This is a genomic window from Streptomyces sp. NPDC007162 (genome assembly GCF_040634175.1).
Lineage (GTDB): Bacteria > Actinomycetota > Actinomycetes > Streptomycetales > Streptomycetaceae > Streptomyces.
Map to the genome: position 1 here is coordinate 1 of NZ_JBEYFC010000181.1, position 15,834 is coordinate 15,834.

The 15,834-nt window shown below is 70.6% G+C and carries 17 protein-coding genes; 10 read left to right on the forward strand and 7 right to left on the reverse strand.

Annotation, left to right across the window (positions count from 1 at the left end; genetic code table 11):
- Window positions 1-378: 378 nt before the first annotated feature.
- On the reverse strand, window positions 379-1,392 hold the full coding sequence (locus tag ABZ646_RS21930) for a sigma-70 family RNA polymerase sigma factor (RefSeq protein ID WP_360521309.1): 1,014 nt from the start codon (window positions 1,390-1,392) through the stop codon (window positions 379-381).
- Between the two features lie 225 nt (window positions 1,393-1,617).
- Here ABZ646_RS21930 and ABZ646_RS21935 point away from each other — a divergent pair, with 225 nt between their 5' ends.
- A complete protein-coding gene (locus ABZ646_RS21935) occupies window positions 1,618-2,136 on the forward strand; it encodes an N-acetyltransferase family protein (protein ID WP_360521312.1) in 519 nt (172 codons plus the stop codon).
- Window positions 2,137-2,152: 16 nt separating this feature from the next.
- Here ABZ646_RS21935 and ABZ646_RS21940 read toward each other — a convergent pair whose 3' ends face one another.
- Window positions 2,153-2,965 (reverse strand): class III extradiol ring-cleavage dioxygenase, encoded by an 813-nt coding sequence (locus tag ABZ646_RS21940; RefSeq protein ID WP_360521315.1) that lies wholly within the window; start codon window positions 2,963-2,965, stop codon window positions 2,153-2,155.
- A gap of 131 nt (window positions 2,966-3,096) precedes the next feature.
- Here ABZ646_RS21940 and ABZ646_RS21945 point away from each other — a divergent pair, with 131 nt between their 5' ends.
- Window positions 3,097-3,612: a MarR family transcriptional regulator gene (locus ABZ646_RS21945; RefSeq protein WP_360521318.1), complete on the forward strand. Its 516-nt coding sequence runs from the start codon at window positions 3,097-3,099 to the stop codon at window positions 3,610-3,612.
- A 72-nt stretch (window positions 3,613-3,684) separates the two neighbouring features.
- On the opposite strand, the gene ABZ646_RS21950 is transcribed toward ABZ646_RS21945, so the two are convergent.
- Complete coding sequence (locus ABZ646_RS21950) at window positions 3,685-5,223, reverse strand: MFS transporter (protein ID WP_360521321.1); 1,539 nt, start codon at window positions 5,221-5,223, stop codon at window positions 3,685-3,687.
- Window positions 5,224-5,368: 145 nt separating this feature from the next.
- A complete protein-coding gene (locus ABZ646_RS21955) occupies window positions 5,369-6,019 on the reverse strand; it encodes a TetR/AcrR family transcriptional regulator (protein ID WP_360521324.1) in 651 nt (216 codons plus the stop codon).
- 602 nt (window positions 6,020-6,621) lie between these two features.
- On the opposite strand from ABZ646_RS21955, the gene ABZ646_RS21960 reads away from it, so the two are divergent.
- The 3 genes from ABZ646_RS21960 to ABZ646_RS21970 all read left to right on the forward strand — a co-directional run bounded on the left by ABZ646_RS21960 (window position 6,622) and on the right by ABZ646_RS21970 (window position 10,010).
- Window positions 6,622-7,902 carry a M6 family metalloprotease domain-containing protein gene (locus tag ABZ646_RS21960; protein WP_360521357.1) on the forward strand — a complete coding sequence of 427 codons (1,281 nt, stop codon included), beginning with the start codon at window positions 6,622-6,624 and terminating at the stop codon, window positions 7,900-7,902.
- A gap of 244 nt (window positions 7,903-8,146) precedes the next feature.
- Window positions 8,147-9,739: an IclR family transcriptional regulator C-terminal domain-containing protein gene (locus ABZ646_RS21965; RefSeq protein ID WP_360521327.1), complete on the forward strand. Its 1,593-nt coding sequence runs from the start codon at window positions 8,147-8,149 to the stop codon at window positions 9,737-9,739.
- Between the two features lie 100 nt (window positions 9,740-9,839).
- Window positions 9,840-10,010, forward strand: coding sequence for a hypothetical protein (locus ABZ646_RS21970; RefSeq protein WP_360521330.1), 171 nt, complete (start codon window positions 9,840-9,842; stop codon window positions 10,008-10,010).
- 37 nt (window positions 10,011-10,047) lie between these two features.
- On the opposite strand, the gene ABZ646_RS21975 is transcribed toward ABZ646_RS21970, so the two are convergent.
- The 3 genes from ABZ646_RS21975 to ABZ646_RS21985 all read right to left on the reverse strand — a co-directional run bounded on the left by ABZ646_RS21975 (window position 10,048) and on the right by ABZ646_RS21985 (window position 12,767).
- On the reverse strand, window positions 10,048-11,301 hold the full coding sequence (locus ABZ646_RS21975) for an MFS transporter (RefSeq protein WP_360521333.1): 1,254 nt from the start codon (window positions 11,299-11,301) through the stop codon (window positions 10,048-10,050).
- 145 nt (window positions 11,302-11,446) lie between these two features.
- Window positions 11,447-12,325, reverse strand: a complete 879-nt coding sequence (locus ABZ646_RS21980; RefSeq protein WP_360521336.1) for a helix-turn-helix transcriptional regulator — start codon at window positions 12,323-12,325, stop codon at window positions 11,447-11,449.
- A 232-nt stretch (window positions 12,326-12,557) separates the two neighbouring features.
- The gene (locus ABZ646_RS21985) at window positions 12,558-12,767 is read right to left on the reverse strand and encodes a hypothetical protein (protein ID WP_360521339.1); all 210 of its coding nucleotides are present in this window, start codon (window positions 12,765-12,767) and stop codon (window positions 12,558-12,560) included.
- Between the two features lie 35 nt (window positions 12,768-12,802).
- Here ABZ646_RS21985 and ABZ646_RS21990 point away from each other — a divergent pair, with 35 nt between their 5' ends.
- The 5 genes from ABZ646_RS21990 to ABZ646_RS22010 form a co-directional block, all read left to right on the forward strand.
- Entirely contained in the window at window positions 12,803-13,201 is a 399-nt protein-coding gene (locus ABZ646_RS21990; protein ID WP_360521342.1) for a MarR family transcriptional regulator, read from the forward strand.
- Between the two features lie 175 nt (window positions 13,202-13,376).
- Window positions 13,377-14,288, forward strand: a complete 912-nt coding sequence (locus ABZ646_RS21995; RefSeq protein WP_360521345.1) for an alpha/beta hydrolase — start codon at window positions 13,377-13,379, stop codon at window positions 14,286-14,288.
- Between the two features lie 36 nt (window positions 14,289-14,324).
- Complete coding sequence (locus ABZ646_RS22000; RefSeq protein WP_360521348.1) at window positions 14,325-14,924, forward strand: flavodoxin family protein; 600 nt, start codon at window positions 14,325-14,327, stop codon at window positions 14,922-14,924.
- Window positions 14,925-14,976: 52 nt separating this feature from the next.
- Entirely contained in the window at window positions 14,977-15,366 is a 390-nt protein-coding gene (locus ABZ646_RS22005) for a nuclear transport factor 2 family protein (RefSeq protein WP_360521351.1), read from the forward strand.
- Window positions 15,367-15,390: 24 nt separating this feature from the next.
- A partial coding sequence (locus ABZ646_RS22010; protein ID WP_360521354.1) for a DJ-1/PfpI family protein occupies window positions 15,391-15,834 on the forward strand: 444 nt, incomplete at its 3' end.

Below are 15,834 nucleotides of genomic sequence, written 5' to 3' on the forward strand. Positions count from 1 at the left end.
GAGCCGGGCTCCGGCGCCCGGGGGGGATGGGCGCCGGAGCCCGGCTCGGGGAAAGTCCCGGCGCCGGGGGGATGGTGCGTCGGGACGTGGCTCAGGGAAAGGTCGTCAGAAGGCGTCGGTCTTCAGGGTGTCTTCATGAGTCGTCGTCGGTCGGGGCTGGTCGATGCACGCCGGAACGTTTCGTCTTCCCGGCGAGAGCCCAACTCCTCGGCCCAGAGTGCTTGTTCCCTACCCGTGGGTTCTGAAGCAGCGGTACCGCGCCATGTTTGCGCCGTCTTTCGCCACCCGGCGCACGCGCCCAGGGTAAGGGGCACCTCGCGCGCCCCCAGGCGCGCGAGCCCCACACTCACGCATTCCCCTCACAACCCCCTCAGGCCCTCACGCCGCCGGTTCGAACCCGGTGGAGCGGGCCAGCTTCTTCAGCTCCAGCAGGGCGTGCTTCTCGATCTGGCGGATCCGCTCCCGGGTCAGACCGTGCTCCTTGCCGACCTCGGTCAGCGTGCGCTCGCGGCCGTCCTCGATGCCGTACCGCATCTTGATGATCGACGCCGTGCGCTGGTCCAGGCGGCCGATCAGGTCGTCCAGTTCCTCGCTGCGCAGCAGGGTCAGGACGGACTGCTCGGGGCTGACCGCAGAGGTGTCCTCCAGGAGGTCACCGAACTGGGTGTCACCCTCGTCGTCCACCGACATGTTCAGCGAGACCGGGTCACGGGCCCAGTCGAGGACGTCGATGACGCGCTCCGGCGTGGAACCGAGCTCGGCGGCGATCTCCGCGGGCTCCGGGTCGCGCCCGTTCTCCCGGTTGAACTCGCGCTGGACGCGGCGGATCCGGCCCAGCTCCTCCACCAGGTGGACGGGGAGCCGGATGGTCCGGGACTGGTCCGCGATGGAGCGGGTGATGGCCTGACGGATCCACCAGGTAGCGTAGGTCGAGAACTTGAAGCCCTTGCGGTAGTCGAACTTCTCGACGGCACGCACCAAGCCGGCGTTGCCCTCCTGGATCAGGTCGAGGAGGGGCAGCCCACTGCGGGGGTAGCGCCGCGCGACGGCCACGACAAGGCGGAGGTTGGAGCGGATGAAGACGTCCTTCGCCCGCTCACCGGCGGCGACGAGCGCCTCCAGCTCCTCACGGGTGGCGTCCGACGCGGACTCCTCCTCGCCGTCGAGGACCTGCCGCGCGAACACACCCGCCTCTACGGCCTGGGACAGCTCGACTTCCTTGGCGGCGTCGAGCAGCGGTGTGCGCGCGATCTCGTCGAGGTACATGCCGACCAGGTCACGGTCGGCTATCTCGCCGACGTGGCCGCGAACGGCACGGGCGCGAACACTGCTTGCCGAGTCGGCCGCCTCGCCAGTGGCGGTCCTACGACGGGCGACGGCACGGGTTGCCATGCGTGCTCCCTTGCGATGGTGGGCGGGCGGGGTGATCCTGTCGGTCCTTCAGCTGCCGGGTCCTCGACTCGAGACCCTGGGGAACTCCACTCCTGGAACTCCTCGGACTCTCGCCGAGTGCCCTGCATCTGGTGGAAACAACGACTGGAATCCGGACAGAATTCCCACCCCGCACCCCGAATTTCTGATCATGCAGTATCCTGCGCGACCCCGTGAGGAGACCGGATGTCGTCGGAACGCACAGAGGTGCAGGTCAGGCCGGGGAACGAGGGGGACCTCGAAGCCCTCACCGAGATCTACAACCACTACGTCCGTGAGACGCCCATCACATTCGACACGGTGGCCTTCACTCCGGAAGAGCGTCGGCCGTGGCTGCTCTCCCACCCGGAAGACGGCCCGTACCGCCTGATGGTTGCCGTGACGACGGACTCACAGGAGATTCTCGGGTACGCCACATCCAGCCCCTACCGAGCGAAACCGGCCTACGCGACCTCGGTGGAGACCACCGCCTACGTCGCCCCGGGCGCCGGTCGGCGCGGTGTCGGCACCCTTCTCTACAAGACCCTCTTCGAGGCGCTCGCGGGCCAGGACCTGCACCGCGCCTACGCGGGCGTCGCGCAGCCGAACGAGGCGTCCACCCGGCTGCACGAGCGCTTCGGCTTCGGGTACGTCGGCACGTACCGCGAGGTGGGCCGCAAGTTCGGCCGCTACTGGGACGTGGCCTGGTACGAGCGCCCGCTCTAGCCGCGCCGCCCGTGCGTCACCCGAACTGCACCGAGCGCTTCGCCATCCCCATCCAGAACCCGTCGATCACCGACTTCTGCGCATCGAGACCGCCACCGGCGTCCGCCGCGCCCATGGTGACGAAGAGCGGGGCGAAGTGTTCGGTGCGCGGATGGGCGTAGCGGCCGGCCGGGGCTTTGTCGAGGAAGTCGAGCAGGGCGTCCCAGTCGCGGTGCTCCAGCGCCCGGCGCCCCCAGTCGTCGAACTCGGAGGACCAGGTCGGCACACCGCTCCCGGCGTGGCGCAGGGCGGCCAGGTTGTGGGTGAAGAAGCCGGAGCCGACGATCAGCACGCCCTCGTCGCGCAGCGGGGCGAGCCGACGGCCTGTCTCCATCAGCCGGACCGGGTCGAGGGTGGGCATGGAGATCTGCAGCACGGGGATGTCGGCGGCCGGGAACATCTCCACCAGGGGGACGTAGGCGCCGTGGTCCAGGCCGCGGTCCGGGATGTCCTGCACGGGAGTGCCGGGGGCGCGCAGCAGCTTGCGCACGCTCTCGGCCAGCTCCGGTGCGCCGGGGGCGGCGTACTGCACCTTGTAGTAATGCTCGGGGAAGCCCCAGAAGTCGTAGACGAGCGGGACGGTCCGCACGGCGCCGAGGGCGAGAGGGGCCTCCTCCCAGTGCGCGGAGACCATCAGGATCGCCTTGGGGCGGGGCAGGTCGGCGCTCCACGCGGCCAGTTCGCCCGGCCAGACCGGGTCGTCGGCGAGTGGCGGCGCGCCGTGGCTCAGATAGAGCGCGGGCATGCGCTCCTGGGAAGCGGCGGATCGCTCCGGGGCGGCGGCGGACATGACGGCGACTCCCTCCGGGTCTTTCCTGGACCCGATGTTCCAAATCGATGTTTTAACTCTCAAGCTTTCCGTTCAACACCTTACGCCGGACTTGTTTAATCTTCAAGGAGAGGCCTCGTAGAGTGGGATACATGAATACGGCATCCTTCGACTCCGCCGCCGCGCAGGACCGCTGGCTCACGGCCGACGAACAGCGCGTCTGGCGCTCGTACCTGCACGCCTCGACCTTGCTGGAGGACCATCTGGACCGTCAGCTCCAACGGGACGCGGGGATGCCGCACATCTACTACGGCCTGCTCGTCGGCCTCGCCGAGGCGCCCGACGGGCGGCTGCGGATGACCGAGCTGGCGATGAACGCGAAGATCACCCGCTCCCGGCTGTCGCACGCCGTCGCCCGCCTGGAGAAGAACGGCTGGGTACGGCGGGAGGACTGTCCCTCCGACAAGCGGGGGCAGTTCGCCGTGCTGACCGACGAGGGCGCCGAGGTGCTGCGGAGGACCGCGCCGGGCCATGTGACCGCCGTACGGCAGGCGCTGTTCGAGCGGCTGACCCCGGAACAGCAGCAGACCCTCGGCGAGATCATGCAGATCGTCGCCGAGGGCCTGCAACCGAGCGATGCGGGCGCGGACCTGCCCTGGCTCCGCTGAGGAGTCACTCCGCTGAGGAGCCGGGGCAGGCCCGCGGGGGTACCCGTGGACGGTGCTCGTGCGGTGGGTCGCTCAGTGAGCGACCACCGGGATCGCCACCTCGTCCGCCACGCCGTCCCCGGAGGCCACGGTGGTGGCTTCCGGCTTGCCGGCGTTGACCAGGGCCACCACGATGACCGCGGCCAGCGCCAGCATGCCGACGGCGAACCAGATGGCGTTGGTGTAGCCGTGCACCGCGCCTTCCATCTGGACCAGCTGCTGCTGCGACTTGGAGGTCGCGGTGGCGATGTGGTCCTTGATGTACGACGTCGTCGCGGACGCGGCGATCGTGTTCAGCAGGGCGGTGCCGATGGCGCCACCCACCTGCTGCGAGGTGTTGACCATCGCGGAGGCGACACCGGCGTCCCGGGGCTCGACACCGAGCGTGGCCAGGGACATGGCCGGCATGAACGCCGTACCCATGCCGAGGCCGAGCAGCAGCACCGCAGGCAGGACCGTCGAGGCGTACGACGAGCCGATCTCCAGCCGGGTCATCAGCAGCATGCCGAGGGCGGCGACCAGGAAGCCCGGGCCCATCAGCATCCGGGCCGGGACCCGGGTCATCAGCCGGGTGCCGATCTGGGTGGAGCCGATCATCATGCCCGCGACCATCGGCAGGAAGGCGAAGCCGGTCTGGATCGGCGAGAAGCCCTTGATGGCCTGGAGGTAGTAGGTCAGGAAGAGGAAGGTGCCGAACATCGCGATGATCGCGATACCGAGGGAGAGGTAGATACCGCCGCGGTTGCGGTCGGTGACCACGCGCAGCGGCAGCAGCGGGGCCTTGACGCGGGTCTCGGTGACGACGAACGCGATCAGCAGCACCGCGGAGGCGACGAACAGGCCGATGGTGGTGGCGTCGCCCCAGCCGTCGGACTCGGCGCGGGTGAAGCCGTAGACCAGGGAGACCAGGCCGAGGGTGGACAGCAGCACGCCGGGGATGTCGAGCGGGTTGCGGTTGCGGCCGCCCTCCGGCTCACGGATGACGAAGTACGCGCCGAGCGCGGCGACGATGGCGAACGGGATGTTCACGAAGAACGTCCACCGCCAGTTCAGGTACTCGGTGAGCACACCGCCCAGGATGAAGCCGACGGCGCCGCCGCCACCGGCGATCGCACCGTAGATACCGAACGCCTTGGCACGCTCCTTGGCGTCCGTGAACATCACGGCGAGCAGGGAAAGCGCGGCCGGGGCGAGCATGGCGCCGAAGACGCCCTGGAGGGCACGGGCGCCGAACATCATCGCGCCGGAGGTCGCGGCGCCGCCGAGCGCGGAGGCGGCGGCGAAGCCGGTCAGGCCTATGACGAAGGCCCGCTTGCGGCCCCACAGGTCGGCGATGCGGCCGCCGAAGAGGAGCAGACCGCCGAAGGCGAGGGCGTAGGCCGTGACGACCCACTGCCGGTTGCCGTCGGAGATGCCCAGGTCGGTCTGGGCGGAGGGCAGTGCGATGTTCACGATGGTGGCGTCGAGGACGACCATCAGCTGGGCGAGCGCGATGAAGACCAGCGCTTTCCAGCGGTTGGCGTCACCGGACGATGCCGGTGCGCCGGGAGCCTTGGCGGCTGTTTCAGACATGGGGGTACCCACTTCGTGACTTCGTGACTTCGTGACGGAAAGTCGGGAGTTCGTGACGGAAAAGTGCTGCGTGAAAACTGCTCGGAAGAGGGACCTGTCGGCGGCCCCTGACTAATCGGCTGTCAGGACGGTTTTCGCGGCTTGGTCAGGCCTGGCGCAGGTCCTCCATGGTCACGGCCGTGCCCGGCAGGACGGAACGGGCCGGGGCCCGCAGCCCGTCCAGGAACAGTTGCAGATGACGGTGGACGAAGCGGTCGTTGATCAGGCAGCCGGTGCCGACCGGGGGCCGGCTGAGCTGGGCCGTGGCGATCATCACATCGCCGACGCCGACGTCCGGACGGAGCTGTCCGGCCGCCTTGGCGCGGTCCATGAGCTGCCCGATGAGCTGCTCGCACCGCTCACGCGCCGCTTCCAGATCGGGATGGTTCTTGTCGAAGGTGCTGGAGACCATCGGGCACAGTGCGCTGACCCGCTCGTCGGCGGACGTGTGCACGAACCGCTCCAGCGCCCCGAAGGCGTCGCCGGTCTCCGCGAGCGCCAGCTCGGCCGCCTCGGACGTCCGGTTCATCACGGAGCAGACGACCTCACGGACGAGCGCGTCGCGGTCGGGGAAGTTGCGGTACAGGGTGGCGTTGCCGACGCCGGCCCGGCGGGCGATCTCGTCGAGCGGCACGTCGTGGCCGTACTCGGTGAAGATCTCGCGGGCGGCGGTGACGATCCGCTCCCGGTTGCGCAGGGCGTCGGCGCGGGGCCGGGATGCCTTGCGCACGGCGGGGGTGGCGGTCGCGGTCTGCACGGCGCACTCCTGTCCTGGTCGAGTCGATCGGTTGGTCGGTCTTCCGGTTCTGAGGAGTGATCCGGGGACCGGCTCCCCGTTTCACTCGGACACAGGTCTAAACGGGGAGACGGTCCCCGGTTATTTCCACGCCTTCCCCACAATTCCTGTGACCTGAATCACACTCGCATGCCCGGCGAAATCCCACGATCGGCCTCTACAGCGCGCGCCCCCACCCCCCTCGACACAGGGTGATCGAAAGGGTGCAGCCGGACACCGGCGGCTGCCGTGGCGCGAAAGGTCCATGCATGCAGCCGCAGCACCCCAACCGCCGTAACCGCGTGAGCCTCAGCACCCCCACGCACCGACACGGACCCGCCCCCCGCCGGCTTCGGTTGCGGCTTCGATTTCGGCTTCGGCTTCGGCTTCCCGAGGGCCGCCGGGCATCCGCAGACCTTGGGACATCCACGGACCGCCGGGCATCCACGGACGTCGGGATATCCGCGGTCCTTGGGATACCCACGGACCGCGGGACACCGACGGACCGCCGGACATCCAGGAACCGCCGGACCTCCACAGACCGCCGGACCTCCACAGACCGCCGAATATCCGCGGACCGCCGAATATCCGCGGGCAACCGCATACGCCGCCACCGTCGCGGGGTCTGCCTCGCCGCCCTCACCGCGTTGATCCTCGTGGTCGGGACCTCGGCGGGCACCGGGCACCTCACGGCGCCCCCCACACCGGCCGGGGCGGGCCCGTTCGCACTGGCCCGTTCCGCCGCCTACAGCCCCTGCCTGATCAGCGGCGGCCACAACGTGCAGATGACCGAGGGCATCCCGACCCCCGGCGGCTACTCCCGCTCCACCGGCACCGTGCACGCCCTCACCCTGATGGTCGACTTCCCCGACGCACCCGGCCAGGGCAGCGCGCTCGACCGCTACGACGAGTTCTTCCCGCAGACCCAGGAATGGTTCCGCACGGCCTCCTACGGCAAGCTCGACTACCGGCCCGAGGCGCCCATCGACCACTGGCTGCGGATGCCGAAGCCGTTCAAGGACTACGGCATAGAGCGCGGCGCCCCCTTCGACCCCGGCTACCGGCAGCTGGTCCAGGACATCGTGGCCGCCGCCGACCCGGACGTGGACTTCCGGTCGTACGACCTCCTGAACGTGCTGGTCACCCCGAACGCCGGGCCGTCCGCCCTGGACACGGTCCTGTCGGTGACCTTCGCGGGCAACGGCGACGCCCCCGTCGCCGACGGCGTCCCGGTCGCCAACGCGTCCTTCGTGTACTCCCGGCAGGACGACGGCTCCGGCTCCTACGCCCGCACCGGGTACCGGGTCCTGCCCCACGAGAACGGCCATGTCTTCGGCCTGCCCGACCTCTACACCCAGGAGGGCGGGGGCGCGGTGGGGCACTGGGACATCATGAGCGAGGACTGGGGCGCCGACAACGACCTGCTCGCCTGGCACAAGTGGAAGCTGGGCTGGCTGGACGCGGACCAGGTCAGCTGCGCGGCGGCCCGGGGCACCGCCGACTACACCCTCACCCCGCTGGCCCGCACCGGCGGCCGCAAACTCGTCTTCGTCCCCGTCGACGCCCGCACCGGCTACGCCCTGGAAGTACGCGCCAAAGGAGGCAACGACGAGGAGGTCTGCCGCCCCGGCGTCCTCATCTACAAGGTCGACGCGAACGTCGACACCGGCCGCGGCCCGATCAAGGTCTACGACGCCCACCGCGACACCGGCGGCTGCACCCGCAGCCCCAACGTCCAGGCGGAACTCTCCGACGCCCCGTTCGGCCCCGGCGAAACCTTCAAGGACCCACGACACAAGATCGAGATACGAGTGGAGGGGGTGGAGGGGGACGGGGGGTATCGGGTGCGGGTGATCCGGGGGTAGGCCCGGAGCGAGGACTCCGCCCGCGGCCCCAGACCCCCGCCTCCCGCCCCGCCCTTCGCCCCCGCCTCCCGGCCCCAGCCCCGGCCCCGGCCCCGGCCCCGGCTCACACTCCCCACTCCGGCCCCGACTCCCACCCCGGCCCCCGCACCAGCGCCGGCTCCAGCCCAGGGGCCCACGGTTTACGGTAGGCGTGCCCTGATCGAGGCCTGCGCCGTCGCCGTCGGCCGGCCGTACCGGAGAGCCGATGACCGCCGCCACCCCCCTGCCCTCCCCTTCCTCCTCGCCTCCCCCTTCTTCCCCGCCCGCCGAGGCGGTCGCGCCGCTGATCCGGGGGGTCGCGGTGCTGGAGGCGCTGACCGGGGCGGGTGGGACGCTGAGCGCGAGCGCGCTGGAACGGCGCACCGGCCTGGCCCGTTCCACGGTCGACCGGATCACCGCGACCCTGGCACGCACCGGATACGTCCGCCTGGACGGCCGGGACGCGGTGCTCACCCCCCGGGTGATGGAACTGGGCAACGCCTACCTGGCCGCCCTCCGCCTCCCCGCCTTGCTCGACGCACACGCCGACGCGCTCGCGGACGAACTGGACGAGTCCGTGTCCCTGGCGGTCGCCGACGGCGACGGCATCCGTTTCATCCACCAGGCGACCCGCCGCCGGGCCCTGTCCGTCAGCTTCCGCATCGGCGACCTGCTCCCGGCCGAACGCACCGCCCCCGGCCCCCTGTTCGCGGCTCAGTGGACGGAATCGGAGTGGACGGCATGGCGCGCCCGGCGCACGGCCGACCCCACGGACGCGGGCTTCCCGGCCGTACCGCCCAGAGGTGCGGGCGGTCGGGACGACTTCGTCGCCCGGACGGAACGGGCCCGACAGGACGGCTGGGCCCTGGACGACCAGCTGATCGAACCGGGCCTGGTCGCGGTGTCCGTACCGGTCCGCGACCCGGCCACCGGCCGCCCGGCGTGCGTGGCCAGTGTGGTGAGCCATACGAGCCGCCACACCGCGGCCGGCCTGCGCGACACCCTCCTCCCCCGCCTCCGCACGGCGGTGACGGCGATGGCACGGGAACTGAGCGAGGCCCGCCCCGCGGAGCCGGGGCCGCCCCCCGCCGGCCTGGCGACCTGGACCACCGCGTCCAAGCACGAACTGGGCCGGGACTTCGTGGAGTCCCTCGCCCGTGGCCTTACGGTCCTCACGGCCTTCGGCGAGGGCCGCTCGGCCCTGACCCTGACGGACGTGGCCAAGGCGACGGGCCTGGCGAGGGCGACGGCCCGCCGCGCCCTGATCACGTACGAACACCTGGGCCTGGTGACGGCACAGGACCGCACCTTCACCCTCACCCCCCGGGTGCTCTCCCTGGGCTACCCGCCCCTCTCCCGTACGACCCTGGCCCGCCTGGCGGCCCCGCACCTGCGCACCCTCGCGGACCACCTCCACGAGCCGACGGCACTGGCGGTCCGGGTCCCGGGCAGCGCTCCCCAGGAGGTCCAGTACATCGCGGTGGCGGCCGCCGGCAGGGTCCTCACCGTGGACATCACGGTCGGCACCCGCCTCCCCGCCGCGCACACCTCACTGGGCCGAGCCCTTCTCACCCCGGACGACCCGCCCGGGTACGCCCTGGCGGACGAGGAACTGGAGTCGGGCCTGCGCTCGATCGCCGTACCGGTACGAGACCGGGCAGGCCGCCCTGTCGCGGCCCTGAACGTCGCCACGCACGCGGCCCGCCGCACCCTGGACGACTGCGTGACGGACTTCCTCCCCGCACTGCGCACCACGGCGGACGCGATCCAGACCGACCTCCACACCGCCACCCGCTTCGCCCAGATCCCACTGTCCTGACACCGGCGGAGGCGTCCGCAGGCCGGAACACCGACGATCTTCCGCGGTACGCCAGGAGCAGCCTCTCCACCGCCGTCGGCCGGCCCCGGGCACTCCGCGCGTGCAGCGCACCCGCAACCGGGTGCCGGCGGCCGACGGGTTCACCCTGCTCCACGGCCCCGTCCCCGCCCGGCTCTTCCTGGACCGCGGGACGGTCACCGACGCCTTCATCGACTCCGTCGTGCCCCAGTGGCTGACCACCCTCCGGCACTCGGGCGGCCCGTCCTCCTGATGCCGTCCGGGGCGGCAGGCACGCGTCGCCTGCGGTGTCAGCTCCGCGCCGATCGCGCCTTGGCCTGTGAGGCGGCCAGCAGGCCGAGAGGCAGCAGGGCCGTCAGGGCGAAGGCGAAGCCGGTCAGCGACGGGCCCTTGAGGCCCAGGCCGGAGGTCAGGGCGAGGCCGCCGAGCCAGGAGCCGGTGGCGATGCCGACCTGGAAGGCGGACGTGGCCAGGGCCATCGGCAGGGAGCGGCCGGCTCCCGCGATGCGAACGACCTCGCCGACCACGACGGGGTTGTTGGCGAAGCCCGCGGTGCCGAGCAGCACGACCAGGACCACGGCCACGACGCTGTCGGTCGCCCACAGGGTGATGGCGCCCAGGAGCGCGGTCGTGAGGGCGGTGGCGGGGAGGAGCGTGGCGTAGGGACGTCGGTCGCCAAGGCGTCCGCCGACCGTGGTGCCGGCCAGGGCGCCGACGCCGTAACCGAGCAACGCCAGCGGCACCAGGACGGTCGCGAGGTGGGCTCGGTCGGTCAGCAGCGGGGCGACATAGCTGTAGGCGGCCATGAGACCGGCCTGGATGAGCGCGATGGCCAGGTACACCAGCCACAGTCGCGGGTGCCTGAGCGAGGTGGTCTCCGCGCGCAGGGAGGAGTCGGCGCGTGCGGAGTCGGCCGGGATCCGGCGGGCGATCACAGCGGCGGCGGTCACGGCGAGAGCGGCGAGCACCCAGAAGGGAGCCTGCCAGCCGGAGAGCTGGCCGGCTGCCGTACCGAGCGGCACGCCGACGATGTTGGCCAGGGTGGTGCCGCCCACCATCACGCCCATGGCGCGGGTGCTGGCCGACGGTCCCGCGGCGGCGGTCGCCACCACCGCGCCGACGGCCCAGAAGGTGCCGTTGCCCAGCGCGGCGGCGAACCGGCCGACGAGCGCGAGGGTCAGGTTCGAGCTGAGCGCGCCGACGACGTGTCCCACCGCGAAGACCAGCAGTGCGGCGACCAGGGCCGAGCGACGCGGCAGGCGCCGGGTCGCCACGGACATCACCGGTGCGCCGATCATCATGCCGACGGCGAAGGCGGTGATCAGCGTTCCGGCGCCGGAGACGCTGACATGGAGGGCGCCGGCGATCTGCGGCAGCAGGCCGGAGACGATGAACTCGCTGGTGCCCATGATGAAGGCGACGGCACCCAGCAGCCACACCACCGGCGGCAGCTTGGCGTTCCCGGCGGGCACGGCCCTGGCACCGTCGCCTGCGAGCGGTACGGCGACCGAGGTGTCCGGCTTCGTGGACGAGGGGGAACTCACTGACGATCCTTTCGGGAGATTGTGCGGAAGGAGCCCTTCAGGGCCACCGCGATCCACGGAACCAGGAGCCGGGCCGCGCGGGCAGTCACGCTTGTGAGGGGTAACAGCAGGGACCCCCTCATCCCCCGTGCCGAGCCCGCCGGGGTCAGCGCTCGGTGTCGGCCCGCGAGGCGGTCGCGTCCCGGTCCTGGCTCGCCGCCCAGCTGGCGAGGAGCTTCAGGGCGTCCGCGGCCGGGGTACCGGGATCGGCGCTGTAGACGGTGATGGAGAGACCCGGATCGCCGGACACGTCCAGGCTCTCGTGCACCAGCTCCATCTCGCCCACCGCCGGGTGGTGGAATCGCTTGGTGCCCTCGGTGAAGACGTGCACGTCGTGCGCGCCCCACAGGGTGCGGAAGGCGTCGCTGCGGGTGGACAGTTCACCGATCAGGTTCGACAGCTCACGGTCGTAGGGGTTCCTGGCCGCCTCGACCCGCAGGGCCCCGACTCCGTCACGGGCCACCCGCTCCCAGTCGGGGTAGAGCCGGGTGGCGCGGGGGTCGAGGAAGACGAACCGGCAGGTGTTGGCCGGCTGCTGTTCGAACACCTCGTAGTGCAGGGCGCGGGCGAGCGGATTGGCCGCCAGGATGTCCATGCGGTTGTTGCGCACGTAGGCCGGCTGGTCGTGCAGGCCCTCGATGATGCGCAGCACGCCGGGCCGCACGGTCGCCTTCTTCGGGCGACGCCGGACCGGCGCCGGGGTCGCGCTCGCCGCCCGGGCCAGGGCGTGGAGGTGGTCCCGCTCGGTGTCATCCAGCCGCAGGGCCCGAGCCAGGGCGTCCAGGACGCTGTCGGAGACCCCGCTCAGATCGCCGCGCTCCAGGCGGGTGTAGTACTCCACGCTCACCCCGGCGAGCATCGCGACCTCACCCCGGCGCAGCCCGGGCACCCGACGGTGTCCGTACACCGGCAGACCGGCCTGCTCCGGGGTGATTTTTCCGCGGCGGGACTTGAGGAATGCACTGACTTCGGCCCGGTTGTCCATGAATCCCAGCGTAGGAAGCGCACGCGATCAGTGGGGGTCCCTGTCAGTACCCCTCACGGCACGGAACGCGGTTCCGCATTCGGCCACAACCGCGATGCCGGACCGCACACGTCGGGCGGTGCCCGTACTCCGGCAGCGGTGGCGAGCCGGTCGGGTGGGGTGCCCGTCAGTCGGCCGCCGGGTCCGTCAGCCGACCACCGGGTCCGTCAGTCGGTCTTCTGACCGTCCTCGGTCAGGATCCTGTCGCGTACGCGGCGAGGGCGGCCGCCAGCGCACCCGCGGGCCTGTCGAACGTCGTGACCGGGAACTGGGTGGGGCCGGTCTTGGCGCTGAAGGAGTGCGGGTAGGTACGCGCGGCCGGGCGGTCGCATGACGTCGCGGACCAGCGTCCCGCGGAGGCGTTCTCGTAAACTGCCGACGTGACCGACGCCGCGTTCCCCACCACCGGACTGTCTGGCCTGGCAGTTCTCGCAGATCGTGGCAGGTCGGCTGGAAAGGGCGCTGCGTGCGGAGGACCTCACGCTGGCCCAGCACAACGCACTGCAGCACGCCACTCTGACACCAGGAGTGTCCGCGGCTGAGATCGCCCGCCGCTCCGGCTTCACGGCCCAGTCCATGGGAGTCGCCGTCACCCAGCTCGTCGAGCGAGGGCTGTTGCGACGTGAGCCCCATCCGACCAGTCGTCGCAGCATGCGCCTGTACGTCACCGGCGAAGGGCGCTCGGCGGCCGCCCGCGCGGCGTCGATCGCCAGTCGGATCGAAGCGGAGACCACGTCGCCGCTCGGCGCGGACGACAAGGACACCATCCACCGCCTGCTCCACCGCCTGGTCGAGCAATTGAACCCGGACGCTCTCGCCGTCGACAGTCGCTCCTGACGCGAGGCTACCCGGAACGCACCCCAGGAATGAGAAGGTGAACCGTCTACCCGGTTATTCATATCCAGGGGACAGTTTTCTCCCCCCATCACGAGTGGACAGCACCTCGGCACCGGCGAATCATGGTGCGCGGACCGTAAATCGACGGAACCGGGGCGAAAAGGGGACAGGCGCCATGGTCGAGGCCGTTTCATTCAGGAACAAAGAAGTAGAAATCGCGGGACACCTTCATCTGCCGGACGACTTCGACGAAAAGAAGAAGTACCCGGCCCTGGTCGGAATTCACCCGGCCGGTGGCGTGAAGGAACAGACCATCGGCGAGTACGCGAAGCGGCTGGCCGCCCACGGATTCGTCACCGTGGTCTACGACTCCTCCTATCAGGGAGCGAGCGGTGGCGAACCGCGTCTCCTGGAGGACCCCACCACCAGAGTGGAAGACGCCCGCTGCGCGGCGGACTTCCTCACCACTCTCCCGTACGTCGACACCGAGCGCATGGGTGTCTTCGGCATCTGCGCCGGCGGCGGATACGCGATCAGCGTGGCCCAGACCGAACGCCGCTTCAAGGCGGTGGCCACGGTCAGCGCGGCCCCGATGGGCGAGGGTTCGCGCGGTTTCCTGGGGCACCTGTCCCCGGTGGCCGAGCAGATCAAGACCCTGGAGATGGTCGCCCAGCAGCGCACGGCGGAGGCACGGGGAGCGGCACCCGCCTACGCTCCCTTCGTCCCGGAGACGCTGGAGGAGATCGACGACAACACGCCGGACCTCCTGCGTGAGGGATACGACTACTACCGGACCCCGCGTGGACAGCACCCCAATTCCAAGGGCCGTTTCCTGCTGACCAGCATGGACAAGATGTACGCCTTCTCGGCGTTCGATCAGATTCCGGAACTCCTGACCCAGCCACTGCTTCTCATCGCGGGCAGCAAGGCGGACACAAAGGTGTTCAGCGACCAAGCCTACGAACTTTCCAACGGCCCGAAGGAATTGTTCGTCGTCGACGGCGCGACACATATCGCCATGTACGACGTGCCCGAGTACATGGACCAAGCGCTCACCAAAATGGTGAAGTTCTTCGCCGTCCTTTAGTCCCGCCGAAGACCTCACTCGAGGAGAAAGATCACCATGTCTCATCCCGGCGAGCCCACCGTCGCCATCGCCTTTCATTCGGGTTACGGCCACACGGCCGTCATCGCCGAAGCCGTGGCGCACGGTGCCACGGGAGCCGGCGCCGAGGTCGTCTCGATCTCCGTCGACACCATCACCGACGAGCAGTGGGCACAGCTGGACGCCGCCGACGCGATCATCTTCGGTGCCGCAACGTACATGGGCACCGCCTCCGCGGCCTTCCACACCTTCGCCCAGGCCAGCAGCAAGCGCTGGTTCCCGCACGCCTGGGTGGACAAGCTCGCCGCGGGCTTCACCAACTCCGGCGCGAAGAGCGGCGACAAGTCCTCCACCTTGGGCTACTTCGCCACCCTGGCCGCCCAGCACGGCATGCACTGGATCAGCCTGGGCCTGCTGCCGGGATGGGACTCCACCAAGGGCAGCGAGGACGACATCAACCGGCTGGGCTTCTTCCTCGGCGCCGGTGCCCAAAGCCCGACCGACGCCGGCCCCGAGGCCGTCCACAAGTCGGACATCGCCACCGCGGAGCACCTCGGCGCCCGCGTCGCACAGCAGGCCGCGATCTTCCGCGCAGGCCGGACCGCCCTCGCCGCCTGATCACCGGCCGCTTCCTTCCGCCCCACCCACCCCCCTCGCAAGGAGTACCCCCATGTCCGATTCCCCGAGCCTCGCCGTCATCCGCCGGGTCTACGAGTCCCGAATGGCCCCCGAGGTCACGAAGGAGGTGATGGCTCCGGACTTCGTCTGGGACATCACCCCCGGCTTCCCGAACAGCGGCGTCTACCACGGCTGGGACAGCGTGGCCACGGACTTCTTCGGCAAGATGACGGACTACGAGTCCTTCGGCGCGGTGCCCGAGGAGTTCTTCGCCGACGACGAGGGTCATGTCTTCGTCTACGGCCGATACCACGCCGAGACGAAGACCGGGAACACGGCCGACGTCCGCTTCCTGCACCTGTGGACCGTCCGCGACGGCCAGGCCGTACGGATGCGACAGATCGCCGACAGCCACGTCCTCCAGGAAGCCCTCAAGGGCTGACCCTCCCCTCATCAGGAACTCCCCATGGCGAAGATCCTCTTCGTGATCACCGCGTCCGACCACTGGACGCTGGCCGACGGCACCCGGCAGCCGGCCGGTTTCTGGGCCGAGGAGGCCCTCGGCCCGTACGCCGTCTTCAAGGAGGCCGGCTACGAGATAGCGGCCGCGACCCCCGGCGGCGTACCGCCCACCGCCGATGCCCTCAGTCTCACCGCCGACTTCAACGGCGGCGAGGAAGGCGCCGAGCGCATGCGGACGGCGTTGCGCGAAGCCACCGAGCTGGCGCACCCGATGCGCATCGAGGACGTGAACATCGACGACTACGTGGCCGTCTTCTACCCCGGCGGCTGGGGCCCGATGGAGGACCTGCCCGACAACGCCGCATCCGGCAGGCTGCTCACCGACTGGCTCGCCTCCGGCAAGCCGGTCTCCCTGGTCTGCCACGGCCCCGCGGCCCGGTCCATGGCC

Coding starts and splice junctions, on each gene's coding strand:
- ABZ646_RS22000 (WP_360521348.1), top strand. CDS start 14,325: ATGTCTCATCCCGGCGAGCCCACCGTCGCCATCGCCTTTCATTCGGGT.
- ABZ646_RS21945 (WP_360521318.1), top strand. CDS start 3,097: ATGAATACGGCATCCTTCGACTCCGCCGCCGCGCAGGACCGCTGGCTC.
- ABZ646_RS22005 (WP_360521351.1), top strand. CDS start 14,977: ATGTCCGATTCCCCGAGCCTCGCCGTCATCCGCCGGGTCTACGAGTCC.
- ABZ646_RS21965 (WP_360521327.1), top strand. CDS start 8,147: ATGACCGCCGCCACCCCCCTGCCCTCCCCTTCCTCCTCGCCTCCCCCT.
- ABZ646_RS21940 (WP_360521315.1), bottom strand. CDS start 2,965: ATGTCCGCCGCCGCCCCGGAGCGATCCGCCGCTTCCCAGGAGCGCATG.
- ABZ646_RS21930 (WP_360521309.1), bottom strand. CDS start 1,392: ATGGCAACCCGTGCCGTCGCCCGTCGTAGGACCGCCACTGGCGAGGCG.
- ABZ646_RS21980 (WP_360521336.1), bottom strand. CDS start 12,325: ATGGACAACCGGGCCGAAGTCAGTGCATTCCTCAAGTCCCGCCGCGGA.
- ABZ646_RS21950 (WP_360521321.1), bottom strand. CDS start 5,223: ATGTCTGAAACAGCCGCCAAGGCTCCCGGCGCACCGGCATCGTCCGGT.
- ABZ646_RS21935 (WP_360521312.1), top strand. CDS start 1,618: ATGTCGTCGGAACGCACAGAGGTGCAGGTCAGGCCGGGGAACGAGGGG.
- ABZ646_RS21995 (WP_360521345.1), top strand. CDS start 13,377: ATGGTCGAGGCCGTTTCATTCAGGAACAAAGAAGTAGAAATCGCGGGA.